This window comes from Pseudomonas sp. TNT2022 ID1044 (assembly GCF_028656895.1).
GTDB classification, from domain to species: Bacteria; Pseudomonadota; Gammaproteobacteria; order Pseudomonadales; family Pseudomonadaceae; genus Aquipseudomonas; species Aquipseudomonas reinekei.
The window spans coordinates 1-24719 of record NZ_JAMDHB010000005.1; the positions used below are offsets into that span (position 1 = coordinate 1).

At 60.5% G+C, this 24719-nt stretch carries 20 protein-coding genes, 1 tRNA gene and 2 pseudogenes; 10 read left to right on the forward strand and 13 right to left on the reverse strand.

Annotated features, from left to right (window positions below; all coding sequences use genetic code 11):
- Positions 1–180: hypothetical protein (locus M5G20_RS07925; protein ID WP_273918679.1), on the forward strand; the 180-nt coding region annotated here is incomplete at its 5' end.
- 52 nt (positions 181–232) lie between these two features.
- Here M5G20_RS07925 and mksF read toward each other — a convergent pair.
- The 3 genes from mksF to mksB are packed head-to-tail and all read right to left on the reverse strand — an operon-like array spanning position 233 to position 5065.
- The gene (mksF, locus tag M5G20_RS07930; RefSeq protein WP_273918680.1) at positions 233–3097 is read right to left on the reverse strand and encodes an Mks condensin complex protein MksF; all 2865 of its coding nucleotides are present in this window, start codon (positions 3095–3097) and stop codon (positions 233–235) included.
- Positions 3094–3795, reverse strand: a complete 702-nt coding sequence (mksE, locus tag M5G20_RS07935) for an Mks condensin complex protein MksE (RefSeq protein ID WP_034149629.1) — start codon at positions 3793–3795, stop codon at positions 3094–3096. The genes mksF and mksE overlap by 4 nt, the downstream gene beginning before the upstream one ends.
- Positions 3785–5065, reverse strand: coding sequence for an Mks condensin complex protein MksB (mksB, locus tag M5G20_RS07940; protein WP_191635232.1), 1281 nt, complete (start codon positions 5063–5065; stop codon positions 3785–3787). Before mksB ends, mksE begins: the two co-directional genes overlap by 11 nt.
- A gap of 220 nt (positions 5066–5285) precedes the next feature.
- Here mksB and M5G20_RS07945 point away from each other — a divergent pair, with 220 nt between their 5' ends.
- Positions 5286–6041 carry an energy transducer TonB gene (locus tag M5G20_RS07945; RefSeq protein WP_273918745.1) on the forward strand — a complete coding sequence of 252 codons (756 nt, stop codon included), beginning with the start codon at positions 5286–5288 and terminating at the stop codon, positions 6039–6041.
- The gene (rimI, locus tag M5G20_RS07950; RefSeq protein WP_273918682.1) at positions 6034–6486 is read left to right on the forward strand and encodes a ribosomal protein S18-alanine N-acetyltransferase; all 453 of its coding nucleotides are present in this window, start codon (positions 6034–6036) and stop codon (positions 6484–6486) included. The genes M5G20_RS07945 and rimI overlap by 8 nt, the downstream gene beginning before the upstream one ends.
- 64 nt (positions 6487–6550) lie before the next feature.
- Here rimI and M5G20_RS07955 read toward each other — a convergent pair whose 3' ends face one another.
- Positions 6551–6955, reverse strand: a complete 405-nt coding sequence (locus M5G20_RS07955) for a serine kinase/phosphatase (protein WP_273918683.1) — start codon at positions 6953–6955, stop codon at positions 6551–6553.
- Between the two features lie 169 nt (positions 6956–7124).
- On the opposite strand from M5G20_RS07955, the gene can reads away from it, so the two are divergent.
- Entirely contained in the window at positions 7125–7769 is a 645-nt protein-coding gene (gene can, locus M5G20_RS07960) for a carbonate dehydratase (protein WP_273918685.1), read from the forward strand.
- A 77-nt stretch (positions 7770–7846) separates the two neighbouring features.
- Here can and M5G20_RS07965 read toward each other — a convergent pair whose 3' ends face one another.
- The 3 genes from M5G20_RS07965 to M5G20_RS07975 form a co-directional block, all read right to left on the reverse strand.
- Entirely contained in the window at positions 7847–9019 is a 1173-nt protein-coding gene (locus M5G20_RS07965; RefSeq protein ID WP_273918686.1) for a hypothetical protein, read from the reverse strand.
- Positions 9020–9168: 149 nt separating this feature from the next.
- Positions 9169–9489 carry a hypothetical protein gene (locus tag M5G20_RS07970; RefSeq protein ID WP_273918687.1) on the reverse strand — a complete coding sequence of 107 codons (321 nt, stop codon included), beginning with the start codon at positions 9487–9489 and terminating at the stop codon, positions 9169–9171.
- Between the two features lie 261 nt (positions 9490–9750).
- Complete coding sequence (locus M5G20_RS07975; protein ID WP_075945709.1) at positions 9751–11169, reverse strand: short-chain fatty acid transporter; 1419 nt, start codon at positions 11167–11169, stop codon at positions 9751–9753.
- A 198-nt stretch (positions 11170–11367) separates the two neighbouring features.
- Here M5G20_RS07975 and M5G20_RS07980 point away from each other — a divergent pair, with 198 nt between their 5' ends.
- The 5 genes and pseudogenes from M5G20_RS07980 to ddlA all read left to right on the forward strand — a co-directional run bounded on the left by M5G20_RS07980 (position 11368) and on the right by ddlA (position 16018).
- A complete protein-coding gene (locus M5G20_RS07980) occupies positions 11368–12681 on the forward strand; it encodes an MFS transporter (protein ID WP_273918688.1) in 1314 nt (437 codons plus the stop codon).
- A 219-nt stretch (positions 12682–12900) separates the two neighbouring features.
- A pseudogene (locus M5G20_RS30265) lies at positions 12901–13539 on the forward strand (PAS domain-containing protein); the annotation flags it as partial.
- A gap of 150 nt (positions 13540–13689) precedes the next feature.
- Positions 13690–14127 (forward strand): annotated as a pseudogene (locus tag M5G20_RS30270) (methyl-accepting chemotaxis protein); the annotation flags it as partial.
- A 76-nt stretch (positions 14128–14203) separates the two neighbouring features.
- Positions 14204–14803, forward strand: coding sequence for a flavin reductase family protein (locus tag M5G20_RS07990; protein WP_212626565.1), 600 nt, complete (start codon positions 14204–14206; stop codon positions 14801–14803).
- A 120-nt stretch (positions 14804–14923) separates the two neighbouring features.
- Positions 14924–16018 carry a D-alanine--D-alanine ligase gene (gene ddlA / locus M5G20_RS07995; RefSeq protein WP_212626566.1) on the forward strand — a complete coding sequence of 365 codons (1095 nt, stop codon included), beginning with the start codon at positions 14924–14926 and terminating at the stop codon, positions 16016–16018.
- 105 nt (positions 16019–16123) lie between these two features.
- On the opposite strand, the gene ggt is transcribed toward ddlA, so the two are convergent.
- The 3 genes from ggt to M5G20_RS08010 all read right to left on the reverse strand — a co-directional run bounded on the left by ggt (position 16124) and on the right by M5G20_RS08010 (position 20509).
- Positions 16124–17956 (reverse strand): gamma-glutamyltransferase, encoded by a 1833-nt coding sequence (gene ggt, locus M5G20_RS08000; RefSeq protein WP_273918691.1) that lies wholly within the window; start codon positions 17954–17956, stop codon positions 16124–16126.
- A gap of 302 nt (positions 17957–18258) precedes the next feature.
- Positions 18259–18335: transfer RNA gene (locus tag M5G20_RS08005), tRNA-Met, on the reverse strand.
- Positions 18336–18451: 116 nt separating this feature from the next.
- A complete protein-coding gene (locus tag M5G20_RS08010) occupies positions 18452–20509 on the reverse strand; it encodes a methyl-accepting chemotaxis protein (protein WP_273918692.1) in 2058 nt (685 codons plus the stop codon).
- Between the two features lie 331 nt (positions 20510–20840).
- Here M5G20_RS08010 and M5G20_RS08015 point away from each other — a divergent pair, with 331 nt between their 5' ends.
- Positions 20841–22058, forward strand: coding sequence for an MFS transporter (locus M5G20_RS08015; protein ID WP_273918693.1), 1218 nt, complete (start codon positions 20841–20843; stop codon positions 22056–22058).
- Between the two features lie 152 nt (positions 22059–22210).
- On the opposite strand, the gene ychF is transcribed toward M5G20_RS08015, so the two are convergent.
- From ychF to M5G20_RS08030, 3 genes are all read right to left on the reverse strand, one after another.
- Positions 22211–23311: a redox-regulated ATPase YchF gene (gene ychF, locus M5G20_RS08020; RefSeq protein ID WP_150733917.1), complete on the reverse strand. Its 1101-nt coding sequence runs from the start codon at positions 23309–23311 to the stop codon at positions 22211–22213.
- A 22-nt stretch (positions 23312–23333) separates the two neighbouring features.
- A complete protein-coding gene (gene pth / locus M5G20_RS08025; protein ID WP_273918695.1) occupies positions 23334–23918 on the reverse strand; it encodes an aminoacyl-tRNA hydrolase in 585 nt (194 codons plus the stop codon).
- 169 nt (positions 23919–24087) lie between these two features.
- Positions 24088–24690, reverse strand: coding sequence for a 50S ribosomal protein L25/general stress protein Ctc (locus tag M5G20_RS08030; protein WP_130903566.1), 603 nt, complete (start codon positions 24688–24690; stop codon positions 24088–24090).
- Positions 24691–24719 lie beyond the last annotated feature (29 nt).

The window sequence follows — 24719 nt, forward strand, 5'->3', positions numbered from 1 at the left end:
CCGATCCTGGCGAGTGTGAAGCCGCAGGTCTGCGCCAGTGTCGCCATCGACCTGGAAGGCGGCAGCGGCCCGGCCGGCATTTACATCGACGAGGCGGACTGGAAGTACATCCGTCGCCACGATCAGGTGAAGGCGACGCTCAACGAACAGGCGGATGAACCGGAGATGGATGCGGTTTGATCCGGCTTTGTTGATGGATCGAGTAGGAGGCGGATTTACATCCGCCGTCCTCTCACACCACCGTACGTACGGATCCGTATACCGCATCCATCTCCGGTTCATCCGCCTGTTCGTTGAGCGTCGCCTTCACCTGATCGTGGCGACGGATGTACTTCCAGTCCGCCTCGTCGATGTAAATGCCGGCCGGGCCGCTGCCGCCTTCCAGGTCGATGGCGACACTGGCGCAGACCTGCGGCTTCACACTCGCCAGGATCGGCACGAAACCCAATTGCAGGCTGGTTTCCAGCAAGGCAGCCTGGTTCTTCTCGTCGATATCTGCTGCCTCGTCGAGGTAGTACGGCAAGCGCACACGTCCGGCCAGGTCGCGGTCCATCAAGTGCAGCAACAAGTACATGTTGGTCAGCGCCTTGATGGTCATGGTGGTGCCATTGGAGGCGGCGCCGTCGATGTCGGTGTGGATGACCGGTTGACCATTGACCTTGGTGATCTCGAACGCCAGTTCGAACAAGTCTTTCAGACCGAGCTGGTTGTGGTTCGCGGCGACTAACCGAGCAAGGTACTCCTTGGCCTCTTCGTTCTTGTTGTCCTGCTCCGCACTCTGGCTGAGGTCGAACACCGACAGGGTTTCGCCTTCTTCGTATTGACCTGCACTGTGGATGATCTGGTCGATGTGTTTGAGCGCTTCCTTGTTCGGCGCGAGCACGATGCGGAAACTCTGCAGGTTGGACACCTGACGCTTGTTGATCTCGCGGTTGAACAGCGCGAGTTGATGTTCGAGGCTGTCATAGTCGCTGCGGATGTTGCGCAAGGTCCGGGCGATGTCGGTCACAGCGGCACGACGGGCCTTGCCCAGCGTCAGCGCTTCGTCGGTACGGTGCGCGTAAGCGTTGATCAGCAGTGACAGGCGGCGCTCCATGTCGTCTTCGCTGTCGAACTTGGCCACGCCCTTGAGGCGCACCTGCGCGTACAACGCCTCGATCTGTCCATCGGCGCGCAACAGGCCTTGCCAGCTGTCCTGATAGTCGTTGAGCAACGGCAGCAGGTTGTCCATGGAATCGTCGATCGGGTCCATGAATGGCGTGCCGAACGGCAGGTCCGCTGGTAGTAACTGGCGACGGCGCAGGGCGTCGTCGAGGGTGCGTTGCTTGGCTTCCATGTCGCCGATCTGGCGGCCGACCAGTTGCAGCTTGGCCGACAGTTGCTGGACGCGCTCGGTGAACGCATCGCTGGAGCGCTTGAGTTCGTCCTGCGCGGCTTCCATCTGCGCCAGTTGCTCGAGCTTGTCGCCTTCTTCCGCGCTCAGGGTCTGGGTGCGGCGGAAATCTTCCAGGGCCTTTTGCGCATCCAGCACCTGCTGGTACAGCGCTTCGGTCTGGGTCTTGCTCGCGGCGCGGTCGGCGGCCACGGCTTGCTGGGTTTTCAGTTGCTTGAGCTCTTTTTCCAGACGCTCTTTCTGATCACGCAGCGCGGCACGGTCGGCCAGCGCTTGCAGGGCTGGCGGCTCGATGTGCGAGATGTCGATGGACAGCCCCGGCACCTCGAAACGCTCGCCTTTGAAACCGTCGAGGATCAGCTCCACGGATTTCACCCAGTCGCCGTTCTCGTCAAGGGTGATGCCGTGCTCGCCAAGCGGCAGGCTGAACAGCGCGCTGTTGAACAGGCGCATCAGGCGCTCGACGTCCTGTTGCGAGAACTCTTCGCGCAGGCGGGCGTAGCTGTTGTTGTCGGCGTGATCGAGTTGCTGCTTAACCGACTTCAGGCGTTTTTCCAGATCCCGCAGGCGTTCTTCCAGGTCTTCGGCGCTGAACTGACGGGACTGCGCCAGCGCACCGGCCAGTTCGTCGTGAGCGTCCTTGGCCGCGAGCAGTTGTTGCTCCAGCACCTTGACGTCATCGACCAGGGCAAAGCGATGCTTGAGCACCGCCAGTTCGCCGAGCCAGCGCTGGATGCCGGTGATTTCCCGCTCCAGGCGCATCAGTTCCTGGGTGCCACCGCGCTGATCGTTTTGCAGGGCGTCCTGTTCGTTGCGGTAGTGCTCGGCCTGAATGGTCAGCTCTTCCTTGCGTGCACTGGCGTAGTCCGACCAGGTGCCCAGCAGGGAATCGAGCAATGGCGAAATCCGGTGCAGCTTGCCGCGCAGGATGTCGCGCTGTTTCACGCCATTGGCCAGGGCTTCGACGAGTGGACCGGCGGCGACCAGCGAGTTGTAGTCCTGTTCCATCCGTCGTACATCGCGGAAGGCTTCTTCGCACGCGGCAATGTAATCGACGCTACCGGAACGCAGGCTGTGTTCGAAGGCGTCGAGGAACAGTTGCTTGAGCTTGGCCGCGGTGATTTCACGCATGTGCAGCAGGTTGATGAACAGCGCGCGGAAGGTCTTCAGGCTCTGTTCGCTGGTGGAGCGCAGCGGGATCAGTGTCAGGTCCAGCGGAATCGACGTGTGGCCGCCGACCAGCAGACGACGCAGTTCGTCAGGCTTGAGCTCATAGGCTTTCAGGCCTTCGCGCTCAAGGTTGGTGAACAGTTCCTTCTGGCGCAGACAGGTGTCGTTCTTCTGGTAATGAGCCAGATCAAGTTTGCCGGCGTAGGCAAAGAACTGATGACCGAAACCACCGCCCGGACCGCGCCCGACCACGCCGATCACGTGTGGGCCGTGGGGCAGCGAGACTTCTACGAGGATGTAGCTGGTGTCCGAGGCGAAGTAGAAACGCCGGGATTGTTCCAGGCTGTATTTGCCGAAACTCATGTCCGACATGCGCGCCAGAATCGGGAACTGCAACGCATTAATCGAAGCGGATTTACCGAGGTTGTTCGCGCCGTAGACCGACAACGGCTCTTCCAGCGGGAACAGGCCGAGGCTGTAGCCGGCGGTGTTCAAAAGGGCAAAGCGGCGGATGCCGTAACGTTCCTTGCTCATGCGTCGAGCTCCTGTTCTTCGGCAATGGCGCGGGCCAGGGCGTCTTCTTCGCTTTCGCCTTCGAACTCACTGAGGTCCAGTGGGTCGTCGGTCTGCAGCAGTTTTTCGTCGCTGTCTTCGTCGATCAGCACCGGCACGGGCAGTGGCAATACGCTGTGCAGGCTGGCTGCCAGATCGCGGTCTTGTTGAACAGACAGGCAGACGTCGAGGAATCGGTGCATCGGCGGCAGGAAACGGTAGACGCCGTTTTCTTCGCTGGCGAAACCGAGTTGGGTCATGCGACGCATGATTTTTTCTTCGAGCTCGTCCTGGGTCTGCACTTCGGCCTGGATGAACAGGTCGCGGTACTTTTCCAGCAGCGACGGCAGTTCATCGCGACCGAGGCTGCCGCCATCGAGCACGGCAATCGGGTCGCGGCCCTGATCGGCCAGGTGCTCGACGAGGATGAAGGTGAACAGTGCCAGACGCTGGGCAGTCTTGTTCACCGCCGCCGCCGCGAGGTCCGGCACGAAGTAGTAGAAACCACGGGTGTCGCAGACCAGTTCAAAGCCCAAGGCCTTGAACAGCGTGCGGTACTGGTCCTGAAAGTTCGACAACTGCGCGTACAGCTCCGGATCGCGGCGGCTGACGTGATAACCCTTGAACAGCTCGCGAAAGATCGGCGCCAGATGGGACAGTTCGGATAGATCAAGATGCATAAGGAGTGCTCGCAGAATCCTCGGCGGCGGTGTCGCCGGCCGAGAGCAGGGCGAAGGAGCGCAGGCTGACCTGATGCTCGTGTGTGAAGTAGTCGCGACGTTCCAGGCGCTCACGCTTGAAGCGTTTTTCCCGGGACAGGCGCGAGAACCAGTACAGCAATTCGTCCGTGGCGCCGTCGGGTTCCTGCTCCAGCAGCCAGGTCATCAGGTCCGGCATCGGCAGGGCGTCTTCGCAGCGGTCGAGCATTTCGCGGACCGTGCGCGGCGCGCGTGGAGCATCGCCGCCCTTGTGGGTCTTGTGTGCCTTGGGGAAGCGCGCGGGTTTCGGCTCGAAACGGGCCAGGGCGTACACGTAGGCCTCGACCTGACTGGCGCTGCCGAGAAAGGTGCTCTGCGGACGGGTGAACATCGGCATGGCCGCTTGCGGCACGGCGTCGATGCCCTTGCGTCGGATCATCGAAAGGGCCAACGCCGCCCCACGGGTCACCGCGTTGTGCCGGCGCGCTTCTTCACGCAGCGGCAGCAGCAGTTCGCGGGCGTGACGCAGGGTCAACTGGGCGCTGGTTTGCATTTCGAGGATGCGCGCGTGGGTACGCAATAGCATGTCGTCGTCGACCAGGTGGCCGAGGCGTTGCTGTTCGCTGAGCATCTTCAGCAGCACGGTTTCGACCTTGCGCACGCCTTGTTCGAAGGCGCCGTCGGCGTTCACCAGATCAATCATCGGCTCGACGTATTCGTCCCAGGTCGCCAGCACTTCCGCGTAACGCTGACGCAGCGGTATCTGCCGGTCGCTGGTTTTCGCCCGCTCGGCGACGGCCACCAGTGCCTGTTCGTCGTTATCGAGTTTTTTCAGCACGTCACGCACGCGCATGTCGAGCAGACGCAGTTGACGAGCAAGGTCATGGCCATCGCGGATATCGAAGGCGTCCTGGATATAACCGGCCAGACGCTCGAGGTGGCGCAGATAGGCTTCGATCTCCAGGCACAGGCCCAGACGGTGTTCGCGGCGCAGATAGGCGAGGAAGTCGTGAATTTGCGCATTGAGCTCGAAACGGTTCGGGCTTTTCGCCACGGGAACCAGAATATCGAGGCGAATCCACACGTCCAGCAGGCTGGTGATGTCCTGCGGCGTACTGTCGAGTTGCTGGGCGGCCAACTGTGAACGCAGTTCGTTGAGGCTCAGTGTGCCTTGGTCGAAGTGCTCGCACAGTGGCTCCAGAAGTGCCCAGTGTTCAGCGAGGGCGCGCAAGACGCGCTTGGGTTCGATCATCGGAATGGCCGGCTGGTTGGCGATTAAAAGCGGCGATTGTACTGCATCGGAGGCAATGCGATTCACTCTCGGGACAGGCTGTCGTTTTTTCTATGGGTGAAGTCAATCGATCAACAGCAGGCGATCTTGAGCGAACGGCGGTAGAATCAGCGCACTTTAGTTATCCACAAGTGGCCGACCTTTGCTTATTGAGTCCCGCCGTCGCGCTTATTTGAACGCCATGCAGGTGGTCAGCTGGCTGCCGCGCACCGAATTGCCTTTCGCCGCGCCGTCGCGGCCCGAGCTGCTGGAGATGCCCGAGCCACTTGGCGTTGCGGCTGTGGCCCCGGCTGCCGTGGCTGAAGCGCCTGTGGCGCCCGTGACGCCGGTAGTCAAACCGGCGGAACGGACAAAGATCGAGGTGCCACGGCCATCGCTGGCGAGCACCCGCACCGGAGCCATCCCGGTGGACGAGGCGGTAGAGGCACCGGTCGTGGTCAAGGCACCGCTTGTGCCGCCACCGCGTTTCGCCCTGCAGTTGCTGCGGGCCGGGCGCTGCCTGCTGCTGGTCGAGTTACCCACAGGCGAGGCGTTTCAGGCCCGGGATCCCGCTTATCTGTTGCTCAAGGACATGCTGCGCGCCGCCGGTCTGCCGGACAGCCCGCAGATCGTCGGTGAGCCGGTGCGCTGGCCATTGCTGGTGCGCGGCACGATGGACCAGGGCCCGGAAGCGGCCCGCGATTTCGTTCAGGGTTTTCTCTCGGCCAGGCTCGAAGACGCACCGTGCGTCTGCGTGTGGCTGATCGGCCTGCCTGCGGTGCGTTTTGCCGGTGAGGCGGATGCCGAGTCCTTCAATCGGGAACTGCAGGTCGAAGGCCTGGGCTCGGCCTGGGCGGTGCCTGGCCTGGAATTATTAATGGAAGAGCCACAGCGTAAGGCTGATGTCTGGCAAGCCATGCGTCGGCTGATGGCGCGTTGGAAAGAATCGAATGACTGACGCTGTATCGTTCCGCCCGATGACCGAGGCGGACCTGGAAACCGTTCTGAAGATTGAATACGCGGCCTACAGCCATCCCTGGACCCGCGGGATTTTCCTGGATGGGCTGGGCAAGTACCAGATCTGGCTGATGTTTGAGGGGCAGCAACAGGTTGGCCACGGTGTGGTGCAGATCATCCTCGACGAGGCGCATCTGCTGAACATCACGGTCAAACCGGAAAACCAGGGCCGTGGCCTGGGGTTGACGCTGCTGGAGCATCTGATGTCGATTGCCTACAAGGCTGAAGCTCGAGAATGTTTCCTGGAGGTTCGCGACAGCAATACCGCCGCGTTCAAGCTGTACGAGCGTTATGGCTTCAATGAGATTGGCCGTCGACGGGATTACTACCCGGCGGTAGGTGGGCGCGAAGACGCGGTAGTGATGGCCTGTACATTGGTGGACTGAATGACCATTGTGGCGAGGGAGCTTGCTCCCGCTGGGCGCCGAGACGCTCCCTTGCCACAAAAAATCAGCGCTTGCGGTCCAGGGGATCGCGCCGCGCCATTTCCGCCTCATCCGGCCCGTTGCCGCCGCCAATGTCGTCTTCATCGACAATGCTCAGGTCCCAATCGGCCTGATCCCCTGTGCCGACTTCGCGGGCATCCCGAGCGCCGTCTTCGCGGATCAGGGTTTCCGGGCTCATGTCGTCGTCGGTGGGTTCGTGATCATCCGTCGAGGCGCCGGTCATGCCGGCTTCGCGGACGCGCTGGCGTGGCATCAGTAGTTCGCGCTCATTGTCGGGCAGCTCGTCACCGATTCTTGCGCTGGGTTCGTCGTCTTTGAAATCCAGCTCATTCATCGAACCCATGCGGTCTTCGTTGTCATCGATGGGTTCCGGTTGCACCGCATCGTAAGGACGTCGTGATTCAGTCATGGCAATTCCTCATACTGTGGGCCTTACTAGGGTGGACCCATTGGGTTACCGAGAATTCAACCGGCATGGAGCCCTGTGTCCAGGTATCAGGAAAGCAACTGCATTTCGCGCGTGACCCCGACGGACGGTTGTCAGTCAAAGCTGCGCACCATTCTTGAGGCTTCAAAGCATGAACGAATTACAAGATCTGATTGATAACAACGAGCGCTGGGCTGATGCGATCACCAAAGAAGATCCTGACTTCTTCGCCAAGCTGGCGCGCCAACAGACTCCAGAGTTCCTGTGGATTGGCTGCTCCGACGCACGGGTGCCGGCCAACGAGATTGTCGGCATGCTGCCGGGTGATCTGTTCGTCCACCGCAACGTGGCCAACGTGGTGCTGCACACCGACCTCAACTGCCTGTCGGTGATTCAGTACGCGGTGGACGTGCTCAAGGTCAAACACATCCTGGTGACCGGCCACTACGGCTGCGGTGGTGTGCGCGCCGCGATGCAGGATCGTCAGTTCGGCCTGATCGACGGCTGGCTGCGTTCGATTCGTGATTTGTATTACGAAAAGCGCGAAGAACTGGCGGTGTTGCCGACTGAGGAAGAGCGGGTCGACCGTCTCTGCGAGCTGAATGTGATCCAGCAAGTGGCCAACGTCGGGCACACCAGCATTGTGCAAAATGCCTGGCATCGCGGGCAGAGCCTGTCGATTCACGGTTGCATCTATGGCATCAAGGACGGTCGCTGGAAAAGCCTGAATACCACCATCAGTGGTTTCGAGCAGTTGCCGCCGCAGTATCGCCTGCGTCCGTTCGAACCGCTGTAAGCCTTTCAGCGGGGCCATTGCCGACGCCAGTGTGGCAAGCATCTGGTCGTCGGCGCTGGCCGTGGGCTGGCATCGGTTTATAGCGCTGGAGCGGGAAGTGCCGTCGCTGGCGCGGGCGCCTTGAGCTGTTTGAGTTGGGCCTGGATCGTTGCCGACGCGCATTTGCCCACGGCTTGTGGAGGCGTCAGGTTACGGACCGAGGTGTAGAACAGTTCACAGGTTTTATCTTTCTGCGCCACTTGCCAGGTTTGCGTGCAGCTTTTGAGCTCAACATCAGGATTGGTGTTGGATTCGCGTCCCATCGCGGCCTGCCAGCACGCCGCACTCAAATCCTGCCCCATGACTTTCAGTCCCGCCGTATCGGCCTTGGCCTTGGCATCGGTGCCCGTGTAATTCGCCGGATCAGCGGCGTACCAAATGTAGCTCGGATGGTTGGCTCCCAGCACGGGGACTTTCACCCCCTCGTTCGGGCTGATGTAGACCAGGCTCAACACATTCACCGTCGGCCCGTATTGCTCCTTGATCCAGTTACGCACCGGTGTGCCGAAGGCAACCATCGGCAGGGCATCGCCGCTGGCGTTCAGGCTGACCTGCCTGACCATCGTGGTCTGGTACTCCTTGAAGTAGCTATAGACACCCTCAAGGTCCTTGCCGGCGTTGGACGGTGCAGCAATCGGAGCAATATCGATGATGGTCTGGTAGCCCGGCGTTTGTTCGGCAGGGACGCCGTTGACCGTCAGCAGCGTGGCCCAGCGATCAGTGGTGGCAGACCGCAGGTAATCCTGAGCCTGGGTCAACGAATAGTCTGGCGGGAAGTGCAGCAGTTCGACGCTTCTGCGATTTTCCAGTGCCATGCCCAGTGGCAGGAACAAGTACCAGTTGTAGGCCCACTTGCCGTCGGCGTTCAGTTTGCTGGCGCCGTTGTAGGCCAGGTCCCCGGCGTCGAGCAGCGCGGCCAAGGGCTTTTCATAACTTTTGGGTACGCCGGTGATTTCGGCATAGAGCTGATGGTTGTCGGTTTTGACCAGCACCTTCGCGTCGCTATAGCCGTCGCGTTGAACGCTTTGGGTCAGGTAATGCTCAACGGTTTGCTCAAGCGTCCAGTTGCGAAAACAGATCACGTTGCAGTTGTTGGGGTAGGCAAAAAGGCGGGTAACGCGTTCGGTGCTGCCCAACTTCAGGTTGATATCGGCATGGGCTGTGGCACTCAGAGTGAGAGCCGCGAGGGTAAGTCCTGCAAGTTTTAGCATGCTCAGATCCTTTTCAGCGTGGTCCCGTTACGGATACAGCCATACTGGATCAACACAATGAAGCAGAAAAGTAGGACTCAGGCATTTTTTCGGAGAAGTGCAATCCAGCCCGCAACGTGTGATTTGCGGGCTGGTTAAAGATCAGGCAATCACAGCAGACGCAGCGCCAATTGGCTGCCGGCCCGCAGGTATTCGACTTGTGCCGTGACCGCGTCCTTGACGATCGCCTCACCGGTGTCGGTCAGGCCGGCTTTTTTGGCATCGATCACGGCGGTTTGCAAAAGCTGCATGGCGACATCCATTGCTTTCTGAAAGGCCGTCACATTGTTGTGCTGGCCAAACTCGCGAACGACCGCGTCCATGCGGCGATCGGCATCGTCTCGCAGTGTCCGGTACTCGACTACCGAGACGTTGCCGTCCTGGTAAATGTCATTGATCAACTCTTCCAGTGTTTTGGATATGGGTGTCATCGGATCTTCCTTGGGGTTTGATGATTGATTCTCCGGGACAGGTTAATTCAACACGGCAGGCGGCAAGAGTCAGGACTTGCACCCGTATTGAGTGGGACAACGCCACGCGTTTTGTAAGAAGGGGTCTTCGAGATTGTCAGCTTTGTTTGACTGGATGGCGTACTTCTGTAGGAGCCTGCTTGCTGGCGGTGGTCGTTAACGATGACGCGGGCGGTCTGGTTAACCGCGGCGCATCGATCGCCAGCAAGCCGGCCCCTACCGTTACGGCATCACTGGCGGTGTATACGCCAGCGTCGTTCCCAGTGCCCAGAGCAGCAACAGCACCAGCGGTGTATGCACCAGCAATTGCACGAACGAGAAACCGATCAGGTCTCGCGCCTTCAACCCGAGCACGCCCAGCAGCGGCAGCATGTAGAACGGGTTGATCAGGTTCGGCAGGGCTTCGGCGGCGTTGTAGATCTGCACGGCCCAGCCCAGGTGGTAGTTGAGGTCGTTAGCCACTTGCATCACGTACGGCGCTTCGATGATCCACTTGCCGCCGCCGGATGGAATGAAGAAGCCGAGAATCGCCGAATACACACCCATCAACAGCGCATAGGTGTCGTGGGAAGCGATGCTGACGAAGAACGTCGAGATGTGGTGGGCCAGGGTCTGCGCGTCGGCACCTTTGACCGTGGTCATCAGCGCGGCAATCGAACCGTACAGCGGGAACTGGATCAGCACGCCCGTGGTGGTCGGCACCGCACGGGACACGGCGTCGAGGAAGCTGCGGGGGCGCCAGTGCAGCAGGGCACCGAGCATGATGAACAGGAAGTTGTAGGTGTTCAGTCCGGAAATCGCACTGATCGCCGGTTTGGTCGAGAACTCATGGAACAGCCATCCGGCGGCCAGCAGCACCAGCAGAATGGTCAGCAGCGGGCTGTGCTCCAGCCATTCGCCGGGACGGGTGCGTGGCTGCAGGGGCGGCAGATTGAAACTCGGGTCAACGCCGCAGGCCTTGGCATCGCGGGCGGTGTTCGGGCCAGGGGCGGTGGCGTAGGCAATGATCAGCGAAATGACGATCAGGGCCAGCAACATCACACCCGACTGCCAGAGAAAGATCGTCTGGGTGAACGGAATCACCCCGGTGATCGACAGAATCGACGGCGGCAGGCTGGCCGGGTTGGCTTGCAATTGTGCCGCCGACGACGACAGACCCAGCGCCCAAACCGCGCCGAGTCCCAGATACGCGGCTGCACCTGCAGCGCGATAATCCATTTTCAGATCGGTACGACGGGCGAGGGCGCGCACCAGCAAACCGCCGAAAACCAGCGACAGGCCCCAGTTGAGCAGCGAGGCGACCATGGAGATCAGCGCAACCCATGCCACGGCGGAGCGGCCGTTTTTCGGCAGTTTCGCCAAGCGGTCGATCAACTTCACGGCGGGTGGTGAGCTGGCGACGACGTAACCGCCGATCACCACGAAGGCCATCTGCATCGTAAACGGGATCAGGCTCCAGAAGCCGTCACCGAAGGCCATGGCGGCGTCGGTGGGCTTGGCGCCCATGGCCATGGTGGCCAGGGCCACAATAATTACCGCCAGGGCGGCGAACACCCAGGAGTCGGGGAACCAGCGTTCGGCAAAACTTGAACAGCGCAGGGCAAAGCGGGCGGAGCGGGTATCTTCGATATCAGCGGCCACGGGAGTACCTCGAATTTTTATGTTTGTTGTGGTCTGCGGGGCGACTGGAGCCCGTCTCGACAGACGCCAACATTAATTCAACCGAAGGTTTTTTGCGGGGATGTTTTGCGGCTATGGGACTTTGGTCTAACGGGTTGTCCGCCGGCGCGTTTGCGTAGACCATGGGCGCCTTGGTTTTTGCCTGTGCCAGAGTTCTTTATGACTGCCAACACCGATTCGCGCCCGGCGCCGTTCAGCCGCTCGGACTACAAGACCCTGGGTCTCGCGGCCCTCGGCGGGGCGCTGGAAATCTACGATTTCATCATTTTCGTGTTTTTCGCGCTGACCTTGAGCCAGCTGTTCTTCCCACCGGAAATGCCCGCGTGGCTGCGCCTGCTGCAAAGCTTCGGGATCTTCGTCACCGGTTATCTGGCACGGCCTCTGGGCGGGATCCTGATGGCGCATTTCGCCGACCGGCTCGGGCGCAAAAAGGTTTTCAGCCTGAGCATCCTGATGATGGCGCTGCCGTGCCTGCTGATCGGGATCATGCCGACCTACGCGCAAATCGGTTACTTCGCACCACTGCTGCTGTTGGCTTTGCGGGTTCTCCAGGGCGCGGCCGTGGGCGGCGAGGTGCCGAGCGCGTGGGTGTTCGTCGCCGAGCACGCGCCGGTCGGCCATCGCGGCTATGCCTTGGGCTTTTTGCAGGCGGGGCTGACCTTTGGCTATCTGCTTGGCGCTTTGACCGCGACGTTTTTGGCACAGGCGTTTACCCCGGCAGAAATCCTCGATTACGCCTGGCGTTACCCGTTCCTGCTAGGGGGCGTGTTTGGCGTGATCGGTGTCTGGTTGCGTCGCTGGCTCAGCGAAACCCCGGTGTTCATGGCCATGCAGGCGCGGCGCGAAGAAACCGTCGAGCTGCCGCTGCGGGCGGTCCTGCGCGAACATCGGCTGGCGATGCTGCCGGCGATGATCCTCACCTGCGTGCTGACCTCGGCAGTGGTGGTGTTCGTGGTCATCACCCCGACCATGATGCAGAAAACCTTCGGCATGACCGCCAGTCATACCTTCGCCTTGAGTGCATTGGGCATCGTCTTCCTGAACATCGGCTGCGTGCTCGCCGGGTGGCTGGTCGACCGCATGGGGGCCTGGCGTACGGTGATGTTATACAGCCTGCTGCTGCCCCTGGGCATCGGCGTGCTGTACGGCTGCCTGATCAGCGGCGGTGACTGGATCGGTCTGGCCTACGCCGTGGCCGGCCTTGGGTGCGGGGTGGTCGGTGCGGTGCCGTCGGTCATGGTCAGCCTGTTTCCGGCGCGGGTTCGTGTCTCGGGCATTTCCTTCACCTACAACATTGCCTACGCAGCCTGGGCGAGTATCACACCGCTGTTGTTGATCGGGCTGATGCCGTGGAGCCCATGGATCTGCGTGATTTTCTGTGCGGTGATGGGCGCCGTGGGCGTGTGCAGCGCGGCGTATTTTGGTACACGCATGCCGAAATATTCCGGTTGTTCGGCCGCCAGCGTTGCCTGAACAGAAGTCGCCGCGACGGCGCCTACAGGTTTTTTTTGTAGGACGAAGCTGAGGGGCTCTTCAGAAAAAATCCGCTTGGCCGATGGTTAGGCTGCATATCGCTTTGTTCCCAGACCCTCGGTGCATCCCATGTTCAATAAACGCTTGAAGCAGGAGCTGTCGGCTCTTCGTGAAGAACTCTCCAGCCTTCGGCAAGTGAAGGAAAGTCTGGAAAGCGAGATGCTGGTGCTGACCCTTGATACGGATGGCCGGGTTCAGTCGGTGAACCAGAACTTTCTGAGCGAGATGCACTACAAGAGCAACGAGCTGATCGGCCGGCACATTGACGATATCGCCCCGGATCATGTGAAGAATGACGAGTTCCAGCGCCGTTTCAGTAATGCCCTCAATCGCGGCGAACACTTTGCCGGCACTGTGCGTTTGTTGCGCGGGACCGGTCAGGAAGCGTGGTTGCGTTCGATCCTGCAACCGGTTCGCTCGGCGGACGGGCGGGTCATGCACTTCTCGATTTTCTCCAGCGACCTGACCCGCACCATCGAGGCCTCCCGCGAACATGAAAACCTGATCGGTGCCTTGGTGCGCTCGACGGCGGTGATCGAATTCGACCTCAATGGCAACGTGCTCAATGCTAACGATCGTTTTCTCTCGGGGATGGGTTACAGCCTGGCGCAGATCAAGGGCAAACATCACCGTATGTTCTGTCAGCCGGAAGAGTACAACAGCGCCGAATACCAGAACTTCTGGCGCCGCCTGAATGCGGGTGAGTACGTGGCCGAGCGTTTCAGGCGTGTCGACAGCCACGGTCGTGCGGTCTGGCTGGAGGCGTCCTACAACCCGGTGGTTGATGCCAACAACAAACTCTACAAAGTGGTGAAGTTCGCCACGGTGATTACCGATCAGGTCAACCAGGAACAAGCCGTCGCCGAAGCGGCGAACATTGCCTACAGCACGTCGCAGCAAACCGACCAGAGCGCGCAGCGCGGTACGGCCGTGGTGACACAGGCGGTAGACGTGATGCGCGAGCTCGCCAAGCACATGCAAACCGCCGGTGATGGCATCGAAGCCTTGAACGAGCAGTCGCTGGTGATCGGCACCATCGTCAAGACCATCAGCGGCATTGCCGAGCAGACCAACCTGCTGGCGCTCAACGCCGCCATCGAAGCGGCCCGTGCCGGTGAGCAGGGCCGAGGTTTTGCCGTGGTGGCAGACGAGGTACGACAATTGGCTTCGCGCACCAGCCAGGCCACCGATGAGATCGTGCTGGTCGTGCGTCAGAATCAGGACATGGCGCGCAACGCCGTGGCCCTGATGACCGACGGCAAGCTCCAGGCAGAGCAAGGCCTGGCACTGGCGGCGGAAGCGGGCACGGTGATTGTCGAGATCCAGGACGGTGCGCAGAAGGTCGTCAACGCAGTGGGGCAGTTTGCCAATCAGTTGTCGACGTGATGCCTGGCCGTTAAAGGATTCTCGTCCCGAGGGATATCGCTACAATCGGCTCTTTCCCCTCAAGGAGCAGATGTCCATGAGCGTTTCCCACCGCCGTCCGGTCCCGTTGCCCAAAGCTTATCGTTTGCTCAACCACGGGCCGACCGTGCTGGTCAGCGCCGCCCATGGCGGGCAGCGCAACATCATGGCGGCGGCCTGGGCCATGCCACTGGATTTCGAGCCGCCGAAAATTGCCGTGGTCCTCGACAAGTCCACCTGGACCCGCCAACTGCTCGAAGCCTCGGGCACCTTCGTCCTCAACGTTCCTTGCGCGGCGCAGGCCGATATCGTGCAAACCGTCGGCTCGACCTCCGGCCTGGCGCTGACCCGGGAGCAGGGGCGTGACAAGTTCCAGACCTACGGCTTGTCGACCTTCGCTGCCGAGCTGATCGATGCGCCGATGCTCGAAGGCTGTGTCGCCTGGCTGGAGTGCCGCTTGATGCCGGAGCCCGACAACCATCAACAATACGACCTGTTCCTGGCCGAAGTGATTGCCGCCCAGGCTGACGAGCGCGTGTTCAGTGATGGACGTTGGCACTTTGAAGCCCATGATGCGTTGCGCACGCTGCACCACGTTGCCGGCGGGCACTTTTTGACCATCGGCGATCCGGTGGACGGTAAGACCTTGCAACCGTAAGGTGACACCTGGACCGATGCCCTGCACTTTTTCCGTTCCCGCAAAGGCTGGGCCGTTTTGCGGGGCGTTTCTATCTGTTGTTCGGTGCGCACCTGGTGACCAATCGTTGAGGTGATAGGAATGAGCAAGCTGCGTGTAGGGATTATTTTCGGCGGGCGTTCGGCCGAACATGAAGTGTCGCTGCAATCGGCGAAAAACATCGTCGATGCGCTGGACCGTTCGCGCTTCGAACCGGTGCTGATCGGCATCGACAAGCAAGGGCACTGGCACCTCAACGATCCGTCGGATTTTCTGCTGAACCAGGAGAATCCGGCGCTGATTGCGCTCAATCAGTCCAATCGCGAACTGGCGGTTGTGCCGGGCAAGGCCAGCCAGCAACTGGTGGAAACTTCCAGTCAGGAGCTGCTGGGGCATGTCGATGTGATCTTCCCGATCGTCCACGGCACCCTCGGTGAAGATGGTTGCCTGCAAGGTCTGTTGCGCATGGCTGATTTGCCGTTTGTGGGTTCCGATGTGCTGGGTTCGGCGGTGTGCATGGACAAGGACATCAGCAAGCGCCTGCTGCGTGATGCCGGGCTGGCGGTCACGCCGTTCGTGACCCTGACGCGTACGACCGCCGCACGCAGCGGATTCGCGCAAGTATCGGCAAAACTCGGTCTGCCGCTGTTCGTCAAACCTGCGAACCAGGGTTCTTCCGTAGGCGTGAGCAAAGTGACCAGCGAAGCCGAGTATGTGGCGGCGGTCGAGCTGGCCTTGGGCTTTGATGAGAAGGTGCTGATCGAATCGGCGGTCAGCGGCCGCGAAATCGAATGCGCGGTACTCGGCAACGAACAGGCGATCGCCAGTGGTTGCGGCGAGATCGTGGTGCGCAGCGGTTTTTATTCCTACGACAGCAAGTACATCGACGACACGGCCGCGCAAGTGGTGGTCCCGGCGGATATCAGCGTCGAGGCCAGCGAGCGCATTCGGGGCATGGCGGTCGAGGCTTTTCATGTGCTGGGCTGTTCCGGGCTGGCGCGGGTCGACGTGTTCCTGACCGACAGTGGCGAAGTGCTGATCAACGAAATCAATTCGCTGCCCGGTTTCACCCGTATCAGCATGTACCCGAAACTCTGGCAGGCCGCAGGCATGACCTACCGTGAACTGGTTACGCGGCTGATCGAACTGGCGATGGAAAAACACCAGGCTCGACGGGCGCTGAAAATCAGTCGTTGAGTGGTTGCGATATGGATGATCAGGCGAGGTCGTCGAGTGGCTTTGCGTCCAGTAAAAAAGGGCTTACCCGAAGGTAAGCCCTTTTCCGTTTCTACGTCGTACCCGTCAATCCCCCAACGCTTCCCCCTCCCGCCGAGGGTCGGCGCCGCCTGCCAGTGATGCGTTGCCTTGCGCATCCTTGACCCGAACAATCGCCTGGGTGCCGCTGGTCATGTCGATCTCGTTCACGCTGTGACCTTTGTCCTTCAGCGCCTGGATCAGCATCGGGCTGAATTGTCCGCGTTCCAGTTCGGTCGGGCCGTTGCGGCTGCCGAAGTTGGGCAGGTTGATAGCAGTTTGCGGGTCGAGGTTCCAGTCGAGCAGGCCGATGGTGGATTTGGCGACGTACTCGATGATCTGCGAACCGCCGGGGGAGCCGATGCTGGCGAGGAATTCGCCGCTCTGGCGATCGAAGATCAGCGTCGGGGCCATGGAGGAACGCGGGCGTTTGCCCGGTTCAACGCGGTTGGCGACTTTCTGGCCATTCTCTTCGGGGATGAACGAAAAGTCGGTCATCTCGTTGTTGAGCAGAAAGCCCTGAACCATCACATGCGAGCCAAAGGCCGATTCGATGGTGGTGGTCATCGACACGGCGCCGCCCTCATCATCGACGGCAACGACTTGCGATGTAGAAATGCGCAGAGGCGAACGGTCCGGCGCGAAGGTCACCTGAATGCCCGGTGGGGTGCCAGGTTTGGCGGTACCCATGCTGCGATCGCCGATCCTGGCGGCGCGGCTGGCCAGGTACGCGGGGTCGATCAGGCCTTTGACGGGCACCGGCACAAAGTCGGTGTCGGCCACGTATTGCGCGCGGTCGGCGTAGGCCAGGCGCTCGGCTTCGGAGATCAGGTGTACGGCTTCAGGGCTGGGTTCGATGCCGGCAGGGGCGCTGCTCTTCACCGGTTTCATCGGGGCGAGGGCAAAGCGTTTGTCGCGGGTCTCCAGGGCTTGCAGCGTGCCGAGGATCTGCGCCACGGCGATCCCGCCCGATGATGGCGGTGGCATGCCGCACACCTGCCAGCGTTTGTAGTCACTGCACAGGGGCGCGCGTTCCTTGGCGCTGTAGCTGGCGAGGTCGTTCAGCGACAGGCTCCCGGGGTTGGCGTGGCCTTGGACCTTGGTCACGATTTCCTGCGCGACCGGGCCTTTGTACAACGCGTCCGGACCTTCCTTGGCGATGCGTTGGAACAATGCTGCCAAAGGTGGATTTTTCAGCAGGGTGCCACTGGCTTTCGGGCTGCCATCGGGATTGAGAAAGTAAGCCTTCATCTCCGGTGAACGAGCCATGGCCGAATCCCAGGCGATCAACCCGTGCAACCGTGGCGAAATGGCAAAGCCTTGCTCGGCCAGTTTGATCGCTGGTTCGAACAGTTGCGCCCATGGCAGGCGCCCATGTTTGTGATGGGCCAGTTCCAGCGCTCGTAGCACCCCCGGCGTGCCGACCGAGCGACCGCCAATCTGGGCCTGAGTGAAAGGCATCGGTTGGCCATCGGCTTGCAGGAAAAGCTTCTCGGTAGCGCCAGCCGGTGCCGTTTCGCGGCCATCGTAGGTGCGTACCTGTTTACCATCCCACAGCACAATCAGCGCTCCACCGCCAATGCCTGACGATTGCGGTTCAACCAGCGTCAACACCGCTTGCATCGCTATCGCCGCGTCGATGGCCGAACCGCCACGTCGCAACATCTCCCGCCCGGCTTCGGCGGCCAGCGGATTGGCGGCGGCAGCCATGTGTTTTGAGGCGTGACGGGTCTGCAGATCGGTGCGAAAACCGGAAGCGCTTTCCGGTGCGGGCGGCAAGGTCGGTACCGACGCGTTGTTACAGGCGCCGAGGGTTAACGCAGCAACAATCAGCGCGGTGGCTGACGCACGATGGCGGCTCAAGTGGAAGGCTGAGATCACGCGGGGCACTCCATCCGTGAAATAAATGTATCGGGGGACTGTATCGGCCGTCTGACGGCGACGCAAACCGCGTCCCACGGCAAAGGCGGCCTTGCCCTTCATCAATGGGTCCTGCCGACAACGATTGGCAGGCGATGGTCTGGTTGCGGGCGTGGCAGATCTGGGAGCGGGCGTTGTCGGCATTGCCGACAGTTCGGGTCTGATCGACGAGCGTCCGCGGTTCCGGGATTCCTTTAACCGCAGCGCATTTTTCTCGAGGCATAAAAAAACGGCTTACCTTTCGGTAAGCCGTTTTTAGTACTTGGTGGCTACACAGGGACTTGAACCCCGGACCCCAGCATTATGAATGCTATGCTCTAACCAACTGAGCTATGTAGCCAAGTGGCGCGCATTATTCACCGGTAACGGGGATGCGTCAAGCACAAATCTAAAATATTTCTCTACGCTTTCAACCGCTTATCCTCCTGAGCCGAAAAAACGGCTCAGGGGAGGGCATCAATTGAGCTGAAATCTGCCGGTATTGTCGCTCAAGGCCCTGCTGCCATGGCTCAAGGTGTCGGCAGCCTGGTTCACCGCACGGGCGCCTTCGAGTAATCGGACCGCGGCCTGATCGACTTGCTGGATATTGCCGCTGACCTCATCGGCGGTACTGGCCTGTTCCTCAACCGCCGTCGCGATCTGCGCCAGGGTGTCGGTGACGCCTTGTACCGCGCTGGCAATTTCCCCCAGGCGCTCGCCCAGACCGGTGACGGCCAAGGCATCGGATTGCGCCTGACCACAGGCTGCTTCCATCAGGCTGACGGCTTCGTTCACCGTGCTGCGCAGGCTGTCGACGGTCCCGGCGATTTGCGCGGTCGAGGACTGCGTGCGTTGCGACAGGCTGCGCACTTCGTCGGCCACCACCGCAAAACCGCGACCCTGCTCGCCGGCACGGGCGGCCTCGATGGCGGCGTTGAGCGCCAGCAGGTTGGTTTGCTCGGCGACGCCGCGAATGGTGTCGACCACCAATTGGATCTGTTGCCCTTGCTCACTGACCCGGCCGAGCGCCGCAGCGGTGTCATTCAGACGCTGATTGAGCTGCTGAATACTGGCCGTCGTGCGCTGGCTGTCGCGACTGCTGTCGGCGGCAATGCGCTGGGTCTGCTGAGCGCTGCCTGAGGCCTGTTCGCAGCTTTGGGCCACCCCTTGAGAGGTCGCCGCCAACTGCGTGGCCGCGGCGGCGATCTGACTGATCTGCAGCTGTTGGGCTTCGACTTCGCCCAAAGCATCGCTGGAGTGGTGATTAAGGGTTTGCACTGCGTTGCTCAATTGCAGGGTTTCGTGATCCACGCCGAGCAAACTGGTGCGTAATTGCACCACGGCCACATTCAGGGCTGTGCTGATGGCTGCCAATTCATCCCGGCCTTGAACCGGCGCTTGCAGGCTCAGGTTGCCATCGCGCAAGGCTTCGGCGAGCAGGGTGATGCCACTGGCGCTACGGCGGATCGACGCCTGCAAACAAATAAACAGGTACAACGCCGCCAGCAGCAGGCAGCCGAACACGCTCGCCACGACGATGAACTGGCGGATCGCCGAGTCATGGTAGTAATTCAGACGCTGATCCAGCGATTCCAGCGATTGCTGGCGCAACGCGGCGAGGTTGGACAGCAGTGCGTCCAGGCTGCGCTCGAAGTCTTCGGGCTTGAGGTTGATGCTGCCGCCGAACACCCCGTCATCCAGGACCTTGAGGCCTGAATCGAGCTGCTTGAGGCTGTCATGGTATTGGCCCGCCCAGGTTTGCAGGGCGCTGGGTAAACGGGCTTCGAGCAGTCCTGCAGTTTTTACCAGTTGCTCCCTGGCATCACCAATGCGGCTGCGCAGATCACGCAATTGCAGACGACTTTGCAAGGTGAACTGCCCGGACACCACGGACGCCTGACCTACCGCTGCCAGGCGCCCGACGCGTTCGATCAGGTCCGGCGCGTGCTGGGTGGAAATCTGTGTCAGCAAGTACGTTTCCAGCCACGGTGCCAATGTCAGGCGGTTGTCCATGGCGATCTGCTCGCGCAACGCTTGCAGGGCACTCAAGGCGTTGGTGAAGCGATCGTAACCATCCGGCCACCAACCGACGCTGCTCAAGCTTTTCGAGTCGAGGCCGTTCAGAGCGGTTTGCAGGGCTTGATAGCGGGCCAGGGTTTCGTCCTTGGCTTCGTCTTTTTGCAGCGCGTTGCCCAGGTCCGAAGCGGCTTGGGCAACAGCGGGCTGGATGGCATCGAAGGCAGCCATGGCGGCTAGCGTTGCAGGTGTCGGTTGGCGATTGGTTTCCGTTGCACGCCACCGGGCCGCACGGTCACGCTGGGCGGAAAGCAGGTTGTCCAGTGCATCAAGGGCGAGAAGTTGACGAACCCCGGCACGTTCGCCAGAGATCAAACTCAGTTTGTCGCGGTAGTCCTGACCGATCATCCACAGGCTGCCAGCCAGCGGCAGGATAAACAGCAGAAACAACAGCTGGAATTTACGTGCGAACCCGAAACGCCCCAGCAGTCCGATCCCCGGTGATAAAAAAGCCTGCATGCCCCATGACTCCTTTGGACACCCCGCACCATTGGTGTGCGACGAAGTCTGTGCGACCACGACCGGTGCCCGTTTAAAAGGCCTCGAAAGTTCACCATTGCCAGCTCTGTAGGCCGATTCTGTGGCGAAACTTCCCATTCTCGGCCCCCTTTGTAAGGAGGCCGCGTTGAAGCGGAGAATGAAGGCAAGATTCAGACCATGGCACAGCGCTATCACCTGTTCGCCGATGAAAATCGAAGTCGTTAGCAGGCTAAGGGGATGGCGCTCTTGCACCGAAAAATGGCACATTGACGCACTTGCACGCGCCCCCCTTCGTTGTTTGGAAACTCCCATGGCAATCAGCAATGCCCAGACCGGTTCCATGCCGGCATCCGCTCCTTCGCAAAGCAGCCCGCTGGTCATGCGCATCATTGGCGCGGTGGCGCTGGCGCACTTGATCAACGACCTGATTCAGTCGGTACTGCCGTCGATTTACCCGTTGCTCAAGGCCAACTATGGCCTGACGTTTACCCAGGTCGGCTTGATCACCCTGACGTTTCAGCTGACGGCGTCGCTGCTGCAGCCTTGGGTCGGCTATCACACCGACCGCCATCCCAAACCGTGGTTGTTGCCAGCGGGCACTGTCTGCACGCTGGTCGGGATTGTGATGATGTCGGTGGTCAGTAGCTTCGCGATGATCCTGTTGGCGGCGGGGCTGATCGGCATTGGCTCCTCGACCTTCCACCCTGAAGCTTCTCGTGTGGCGCGCCTGGCCTCGGGCGGGCGCTTCGGACTGGCGCAATCGACCTTTCAGGTGGGCGGCAATGCGGGGTCGGCGTTCGGGCCGTTGCTGGCGGCGGCGATCATCATTCCTTACGGACAAGGCAACGTGGCCTGGTTCGGCCTTTTCGCAGTGTTTGCGTTGTTTGTGTTGTACCGGATCAGTCGCTGGTACGCCAATCACCTGAACCTGTTCAAGCTCAAGCAAGGCCAGGCCGCGACTCACGGGTTGTCCAAGGGGCGAGTGACCAGTGCGCTGGTGGTGCTTGGGTTGCTGGTGTTCTCCAAGTACTTCTACATGTCCAGCCTCACCAGTTACTTCACGTTCTACCTGATCGAGAAGTTCGACCTGTCAGTGGCCAGTTCGCAACTGCATCTGTTCCTGTTTCTCGGTGCGGTGGCGGCGGGGACCTTCTTTGGTGGGCCGATTGGCGACAAGATCGGGCGTAAGGCTGTGATCTGGTTCTCGATCCTCGGCGTGGCGCCGTTCACGCTGCTGTTGCCGCATGTCGACCTGTTCTGGACCACTGTTCTCAGCGTGGTTATCGGCTTCATTCTGGCCTCGGCGTTCTCGGCCATCGTGGTGTATGCCCAGGAGTTGGTGCCAGGCAATGTCGGGATGATCGCCGGGGTGTTCTTCGGTCTGATGTTCGGTTTCGGCGGGATTGGCGCAGCGTTGCTGGGGCATCTGGCGGATATTCACGGGATTGAGTACGTGTACTTCCTGTGTTCGTTTTTGCCGCTGCTGGGTGTGCTGGCGATCTTCTTGCCCAGGGCAAAAAAAGTCTGATCCACCTGTAGGAGCCGGCTTGCTGGCGATGAACGATAACGCGGTACACCTGATGCACCGCGTGGTCTGGATCGCCAGCAATCCGGTTCCAGCAGGAATTTCGCGCACAAAAAAGCCGCGTATCAAACGCGGCTTTTTGTTGAGCGTAAGGCTTAGACGTTGAAGCGGAAGTGCATCACGTCGCCGTCCTTGACGATGTAGTCCTTGCCTTCCAGACGCCACTTCCCGGCTTCCTTGGTGCCGGCTTCGCCCTTGTACTGGATGAAGTCGTTGTAGGCGATCACTTCGGCGCGGATGAAGCCTTTTTCGAAGTCGGTGTGGATCACGCCAGCAGCTTGCGGCGCGGTGGCACCGACGCGGACGGTCCAGGCGCGGACTTCTTCGACGCCAGCAGTGAAATAGGTCTGCAGGTGCAGCATTTCGTAGCCGGCGCGGATCACGCGGTTCAGGCCAGGCTCTTCGAGGCCCAGGGCTTCGAGGAACATGTCTTTCTCTTCACCGTCGTCGAGCTCGGCGATTTCCGCTTCGATCTTGTTGCAAACCGGAACGACCATGGCGCCTTCTTCTTCAGCGATGGCCTTGACCACGTCCAGGTGCGGGTTGTTCTCGAAACCGTCTTCAGCGACGTTGGCGATGTACATGACCGGCTTGGTGGTCAGCAGGTGGAAGCCCTTGATCACCGCTTTTTCGTCGGTGCTCATGTTCTTCATCAGGCTGCGCGCGGGCTTGCCTTCGGTGAAGTGAGCGATCAGTTGCTCCAGCAGGCCTTTCTGGACCACGGCGTCCTTGTCACCACCCTTGGCGTTACGCGCGACTTTCTGCAGTTGCTTCTCGCAGCTGTCGAGGTCGGCGAAGATCAGTTCCAGGTCGATGATTTCGATGTCGCGTTTCGGGTCGACGCTGTTGGAGACGTGAATCACGTTCTCGTCTTCGAAGCAGCGGACCACGTGAGCGATGGCATCGGTTTCACGGATGTTGGCCAGGAACTTGTTGCCCAGACCTTCACCTTTCGACGCGCCGGCCACCAGGCCCGCGATGTCGACGAATTCCATGGTGGTCGGCAGGATGCGCTTGGGATTGACGATGGCCGCCAAGGCTTCCAGGCGCGGGTCCGGCATCGGCACGATACCGCTGTTGGGCTCGATGGTGCAGAAGGGGAAGTTCTCGGCCGCGATACCGGATTTGGTCAGGGCGTTGAACAGGGTGGACTTGCCGACGTTAGGCAGGCCGACGATGCCGCAATTGAATCCCATGGTGTTTCCCCTCGGGTAAAAGTCAGGCCTTCTGGCTGTGCAGGTTTTTCATCGCGCGGTTCCATTCACCGGCGAGGATATCCGGCAGCACGCCGAGGGCAAAGTCGATGCTGGCATCGAGTTTTTCCTGTTCGGCGCGTGGCGCACGACCCAGGACGAAGTTTGAAACCATACTGGCAACGCCTGGGTGGCCAATGCCAAGCCGCAGGCGGTGAAAGGTATTCTGATTGCCCAATTGCGCAATGATGTCGCGCAACCCGTTGTGACCGCCATGGCCGCCGCCCTGTTTGAGCTTGGCGACGCCCGGAGGCAGGTCAAGTTCGTCATGCGCCACGAGGATTTCTTCAGGCTTGATGCGGAAGAAACCGGCAAGGGCCGCGACGGCTTGGCCGCTGCGGTTCATGTACGTGGTGGGAATCAGCAGACGAACATCCTGACCCTGATGCGAATAGCGTCCGGTCAGGCCGAAATATTTGCGGTCCGCCACAAGCGTTACGCCTTGTGCGTTCGCGATGCGCTCAACAAAAAGGGCCCCTGCGTTATGCCGGGTCTGTTCGTATTCAGCGCCTGGATTTCCCAGGCCAACGATCAGTTTGATGGCAGTCACGATAGGGGCCCTTCCTTGGAGTGGTGGATAACATCGCCGCAATCAGGGAGAGCGGCGAAAGTGGACGAAAATTGCTCATTTACCATGATGTAAACTCCGCGTTCTCGCCCGCTTTCTCGCTACGTTCTAGTCCGCGATGTTTCCGGTCACTCCGGCGAACAGAGTGAAATTACTCTGCTGCGCCTTCTTCGGTAGCTTCTGGAGCAACACGTGGAGCGTGGACGTTGGCAACAGCCTTGTCATCGCCGTGTGCCAGAGCTACGAACTCAACGCCTTTAGGGGCTTTGAGGTCCGACAGGTGAATGATCGAACCGATTTCGGCGTTAGCCAGGTCGACTTCGATGAATTCAGGCAGGTCTTTCGGCAGGCAGGAAACTTCGATTTCCGAAGTAACGTGCGAGATTTCGCCGCCTTTCTTGGTCGGTGCTTCTTCGTTGATGAAGTGCACTGGAACGATAGCGGTCAGTTTCTGGCCGGCGACTACGCGTACGAAGTCAGCGTGCATCACGTGGCCTTTGGCCGGGTGACGCTGCAGGGCTTTGATCACGACGTTCTGCTTGGTGCCACCAACGTTCAGCTCGATGATGTGGCTGTAAGCCGCTTCGTTTTCGAGCAGTTTGGCAACTTCTTTGGCCAGCATGCTGATGGATTCAGGGGCTTTGTCGCCACCGTAAACTACAGCTGGAACCAGGCTTGCGAGACGACGCAGGCGGCGGCTCGCACCTTTCCCCAGGTCGGAACGCACTTCAGCATTCAGAGTAAAATCGTTCATGTTGTATCTCCAAAATAACCACATTCGCC

Coding starts and splice junctions, on each gene's coding strand:
- mksB (WP_191635232.1), bottom strand. CDS start 5,065: ATGATCGAACCCAAGCGCGTCTTGCGCGCCCTCGCTGAACACTGGGCA.
- M5G20_RS08030 (WP_130903566.1), bottom strand. CDS start 24,690: ATGAACGATTTTACTCTGAATGCTGAAGTGCGTTCCGACCTGGGGAAA.
- ddlA (WP_212626566.1), top strand. CDS start 14,924: ATGAGCAAGCTGCGTGTAGGGATTATTTTCGGCGGGCGTTCGGCCGAA.
- M5G20_RS07970 (WP_273918687.1), bottom strand. CDS start 9,489: ATGACACCCATATCCAAAACACTGGAAGAGTTGATCAATGACATTTAC.
- rimI (WP_273918682.1), top strand. CDS start 6,034: ATGACTGACGCTGTATCGTTCCGCCCGATGACCGAGGCGGACCTGGAA.
- mksF (WP_273918680.1), bottom strand. CDS start 3,097: ATGAGCAAGGAACGTTACGGCATCCGCCGCTTTGCCCTTTTGAACACC.
- ychF (WP_150733917.1), bottom strand. CDS start 23,311: ATGGGATTCAATTGCGGCATCGTCGGCCTGCCTAACGTCGGCAAGTCC.
- M5G20_RS08015 (WP_273918693.1), top strand. CDS start 20,841: ATGGCAATCAGCAATGCCCAGACCGGTTCCATGCCGGCATCCGCTCCT.
- mksE (WP_034149629.1), bottom strand. CDS start 3,795: ATGCATCTTGATCTATCCGAACTGTCCCATCTGGCGCCGATCTTTCGC.
- can (WP_273918685.1), top strand. CDS start 7,125: ATGAACGAATTACAAGATCTGATTGATAACAACGAGCGCTGGGCTGAT.
- M5G20_RS07980 (WP_273918688.1), top strand. CDS start 11,368: ATGACTGCCAACACCGATTCGCGCCCGGCGCCGTTCAGCCGCTCGGAC.
- M5G20_RS07990 (WP_212626565.1), top strand. CDS start 14,204: ATGAGCGTTTCCCACCGCCGTCCGGTCCCGTTGCCCAAAGCTTATCGT.
- M5G20_RS07955 (WP_273918683.1), bottom strand. CDS start 6,955: ATGACTGAATCACGACGTCCTTACGATGCGGTGCAACCGGAACCCATC.
- M5G20_RS07965 (WP_273918686.1), bottom strand. CDS start 9,019: ATGCTAAAACTTGCAGGACTTACCCTCGCGGCTCTCACTCTGAGTGCC.
- M5G20_RS07945 (WP_273918745.1), top strand. CDS start 5,286: ATGCAGGTGGTCAGCTGGCTGCCGCGCACCGAATTGCCTTTCGCCGCG.
- M5G20_RS08010 (WP_273918692.1), bottom strand. CDS start 20,509: ATGCAGGCTTTTTTATCACCGGGGATCGGACTGCTGGGGCGTTTCGGG.